1 pseudogene is annotated in these 208 nt (G+C 76.0%); it reads left to right on the plus strand.

Features of this window, described 5'->3' with window-relative positions:
- Positions 1 to 208, plus strand: a pseudogene (locus VTU_RS26380) (hypothetical protein); the annotation flags it as partial.

A 208-nucleotide genomic window follows, 5' to 3' on the forward strand; every position in this document is an offset into this window, starting at 1 on the left:
GGTGGCGTTGCGCCGCGGGGCGCCGGGGATTCCCGATGGCGCCTCGCGCGCATCCGCCGGGCTGTTCTTCGTGGGCCTGCTGTGCACGGCCGTGGGCTCGGCGGTGTACCACTGGCAGCCGCAGGACGCGGGCCTGCTGTGGGACCGGCTGGGCATGGCGCTGCCTTTTGCGGGCGTGCTGGGCTTGGCCGCGGCCAGCCGCGTGAGC

This window comes from Verminephrobacter aporrectodeae subsp. tuberculatae At4, from assembly GCF_000193225.1.
GTDB lineage: Bacteria > Pseudomonadota > Gammaproteobacteria > Burkholderiales > Burkholderiaceae_C > Acidovorax > Acidovorax aporrectodeae.